This is a genomic window from Falsiroseomonas oryzae (genome assembly GCF_027856955.1).
In the GTDB taxonomy this organism is placed as follows: domain Bacteria; phylum Pseudomonadota; class Alphaproteobacteria; order Acetobacterales; family Acetobacteraceae; genus Falsiroseomonas; species Falsiroseomonas oryzae.
In genome coordinates, this window is the sequence record NZ_JAPSMD010000964.1 from 1 (window position 1) to 668 (window position 668).

The following is a 668-nucleotide window of genomic DNA, read 5'->3' on the forward strand; positions in this document are numbered from 1 at the left end:
CTTCGCCGCGCTGGCCAACCGCTTCGGCCCCCGCTGGCGGCACGTGATCGCCGCGCTGGACGGGCGCACCGGCTGCGCCGAGCGGCTCGGCCCGCAGGTGCCCTATGCGCTGCTGCCGGCGCCGGTGCCGAAGGGCCTGGATCCGCTCCGCGCGGCCTGGCGGGTGCGCAGCCTGCTCCGCCGCCTGCGGCCGGCCACGCTGGTCACCAGCAACTGGGGCAGCATCGAATGGGCGCTGGCCAACCTCGTGCCGCCCCGCCTGCGCCACCTGCACACCGAGGACGGCTTCGGCCCGGACGAGGCCGCCGGCCAGAAGCCGCGCCGCATGCTGACCCGGCGCCTCGCGCTGCGCTGGAGCGAGGTGGCGCTGCCCTCCACCGTGCTGCTGCGCGCCGCGCGCGACGACTGGCACCTGCCGCCGGCGCGGCTGCACCACATCCCGAACGGGCTCGACCTCGCCCGCTTCCGCCCGGACGGACCACGCGCCGAGGTGGCGGTGCCGGGGGAGGGGCCGCTGATCGGCACCGTCGCCGCGCTGCGGCCGGAGAAGAACATCGCCCGCCTGCTGCACGCCTGCGCGCTGCTGCGCGCCGAGGGCCTGGCGCTGCGGCTGCTGGTGATCGGCGATGGCGGCGAGCGCGCGGCGCTGGAGGCGCTGGCGGGCGAGA

General features: G+C 78.1%; 1 protein-coding gene. It reads left to right on the forward strand.

What is annotated here, in order from left to right:
* The coding region (locus OZN99_RS32980; protein ID WP_270939384.1) for a glycosyltransferase at nt 1-668 on the forward strand (668 nt) is incomplete at both ends.